Origin of the sequence: Pseudobacter sp. (assembly GCF_051955275.1) — a bacterium.
In the GTDB taxonomy this organism is placed as follows: Bacteria; Bacteroidota; Bacteroidia; order Chitinophagales; family Chitinophagaceae; genus Pseudobacter.
The window spans coordinates 1-3,150 of record NZ_JBQCGW010000165.1 but is presented as its reverse complement, the minus strand read 5'-3'; the positions used below and the strand labels follow the sequence as shown (position 1 = coordinate 3,150).

Here is a 3,150-nt window from a genome sequence, read left to right as displayed (position 1 = left end):
GAGCTCACTTCCCTTTTCAATCGCAGGATATCATGGATCTCATCTTTCAGCTTACCCGTTCCCACTCCATGGATCACTATCAGGCTGGGCCTTCTGTGTGCAATGCTCAGGTCCAGGTATTTCTCGAAGGTCTGCAGCTGCAGTGTCAGCTTCTCGAAATTATCCATTTTCTCAGGAGTCATCGTCAGCTCTTCGATATGCAGATCGATCTCATTCTTTGCCGGTTCCAGGTGCTTGCGCGCCTCTTTGGCATCATATACTTTGTAGCCTTTGGTGAGCAAAGGACTTACATCAACGGAATTGTATTCTTTATTGGGATAGTCGTCAAACAGCTTGTAAGAGAAGGTGGCCTCTCCATCTCTTTTGAGTTGCTCGATGCGCTGAAAAACCTGCTTAGCTTTCAGTTTCAATGATGCCTCATAATAATCCGCCTTGTTCTTGTCCGGGTTCACCAACGAAAACTCGAAAGCGAAAGTGGGATTATCATTGAGGTTCTCGAAAGGAATATCATGCAGGTAAAAGTCTTCGAAACTCCGCACAGAGTTGGGCAGTTCGAATTGCGATTCGCCTGCGTAGTTGAGCTTGTAATGGAATTTGTAATCCACATGCGTTCTGTTGATCAGATGGATCTTGAGATCGTCCACCACATCGTCCCCGAACTCATCGGAATGGATCACGGGAATGAAAGTGAGCCATACGCCATCGGCAACTTTGGCGGTCACTTTCTTCTTTTCATGCTTTACATCTTCTATATAGATCTTCTGCGGTTTCTTTTCCGGGAAGAGCTTGTTCTTAGTGAACTGTTTGAAGTAAGGGAAGTCCAGCTGATCCGTATACGCCGGGAACTTCACGCCACGCACATCCACCATCACCATTTTTTCATTGATGATGTCCACCACTTCACCGTCCTCATTGGAATGGAGGATCACCACCTTATCGCCTATTTGAAATTTCATCTTGGTCTAAAATCAGTTAATTCCGCAAAGATACTGAAGTTCTTGCTGGATATTGCTCCTGGCCTTCAGCCGGCAGCCAGGTCCGGCGCGATAGCATAACCGGCTGTGGAGCTGATACCATACAAGCCGGAACCAGGAAGGCATGGATCAATATTTTGCCAGGTTGCTGTTCCGGTATCCATACATGAAATAGATCAGGAGACCGAGGCCCATCCAGCAGAAGAACCAGATCCAGCTGATGGCCGGGATCTCGATCAACAGGTAGGCACAGAACAACACACCCAGTACAGGGATGAGTGAATATTTTTTGATGAAGGTGAGCAAAGCCATGATAACCGCCAGTAACACGAATGTGAGGAATAAGATCTCCTGAAGGCTGTCTTTCCCCAGGTTACCTGCGGCATGCACGATCCTTTCATGGAAAAGATAAATAAAGGCGGCCACCATAATCGGAACAATGAACTGGCCATTCACATACGGCAGTTTGAAGCCGCCTGCGGGGCGCGTATCACTTCCCGGTTCGATCTTCGGCAACAGCAGTACACCACCGGACACCAGTACAAATGCGAAAAGCGTTCCGATACTTGTCAGGTCGGTCATGCGGCTGCTCTGCATAAAGAGAGCAGGAACGGCCACCAGGATACCGGTAACGATGGTGGAGAAATAAGGCGTTTGATATTTTTTGTGCACTTTACCGAAAGCTTTAGGCAGCAGGCCATCACGGCTCATACTCATCCAGATACGGGGCTGGCCGAGCTGGAACACCAGGAGCACTGAAGTGGTAGCCACCACCGCGCTTATGCTTACGATCTTACTGATCCATTCTGCACCCACTTTGTCGAATACAAAGGCCAGGGGATCGTTCACACGCAGCTGGTCGGAAGGCACCATGCCGGTAAGTACCAGCGCGATAAGGATATAGAGAATGGTACAGATCACCAGGGAATAGATCATACCCCTCGGCAGATCGCGTTGCGGATTCTTCGCTTCTTCCGCTGTAGTGGAAATGGCGTCGAAACCGATGTACGCATAGAACACGGCGGATACCCCTTTCAGTACCCCTTCAAAACCATTGGGCATGAAGGGCGTCCAGTTACCGGGCTTCACATAGAAGGCGCCTACGATGATGACGAAGATAACCACGGCTATCTTGAAGATCACCATGTAGTTGGCGCTGCGCTTGCTCTCCTTGATACCTACATAGGTAAGGCAGGAGATCAGCGCTACAATGATGAACGCAGGAATATTGAGGAAGAATTTACTGCCGAAGAGGATCGGTGCATTGTTGTATGCATCGAGCACATACTGCTGGCCCCCGCTCAGCGGCACTCCTGTGGCTTGCAGGGCTGTCACTTCCTTGAAGGCTTTTTCTGCTGTGGCCGGATCAACCGTGAGCCAGCCGGGCAGGTTGAGCCCCACATCCATGAGGAGGTTATTGAAATAAGTACTCCAGGAGATGGCTACCACTATATTACCGATGGCATATTCCAGGATCAGCGCCCATCCGATGATCCAGGCGATGAGCTCCCCGAAGGTCACATATGCATACGTGTAAGCGCTACCGGCAATGGGCACCCTGGATGCGAACTCCGCATAACAAAGGGCGGAGAAACCGCAGGTAACGGCGGTGATAACAAAGAGCAGTGAGATACCAGGACCGCCATCTGCAGCGGCGCTGCCAATGGTGGAAAACACCCCGGCGCCAACAACGGCTGCTATTCCCAGGAAAGTAAGGTCTTTGACACTTAAGATCTTTTTGAGGCCGCCGGATCCATGTCCGTCTGTTGAGCTCTGAGCGTCCCTGAGGATCTTATCAATTGATTTCTTACGGAATAGCGACCCCGCCATATGGTGGTTGTTTTGATTAAGCGGTTAAATTATGGAAAAAAACAGTATCTGTAATGCCGGGCATCAATATTCCCGCTGAACGAGAAACTGTGCCAGCTCCATCAACGGCTCTTTACGGCCTTTCACTACGGCGATTTCTTCCAGGTGACGGTATGCCTCGTTGAGGTAATGATCTTTCAGGTTGAAGGCCCACTGGTCCACTTTCAGATCACGGAACAGTTGCAGTACCTGCGGTACTTTATCGGCCGGATTGCTTACCAGCAGGCCGTTCAGGGCATTGAGCCTTACGGGATCGGCCGATTCCAGGGCCTTGATGAGCAGAAAGGTCTTTTTATTGGACACGATA

The 3,150-nt window shown here is 49.9% G+C and carries 2 protein-coding genes and 1 pseudogene; all 3 read right to left on the bottom strand.

Annotated elements, in window-relative coordinates:
• Positions 1–956: Smr/MutS family protein (locus tag ACTHMC_RS14010; protein ID WP_440413889.1), on the bottom strand; the 956-nt coding region annotated here is incomplete at its 3' end.
• Positions 957–1,103: 147 nt separating this feature from the next.
• The gene (locus ACTHMC_RS14005) at positions 1,104–2,804 is read right to left on the bottom strand and encodes an amino acid permease (RefSeq protein WP_440413887.1); all 1,701 of its coding nucleotides are present in this window, start codon (positions 2,802–2,804) and stop codon (positions 1,104–1,106) included.
• Between the two features lie 63 nt (positions 2,805–2,867).
• A pseudogene (locus ACTHMC_RS14000) lies at positions 2,868–3,150 on the bottom strand (polyprenyl synthetase family protein); the annotation flags it as partial.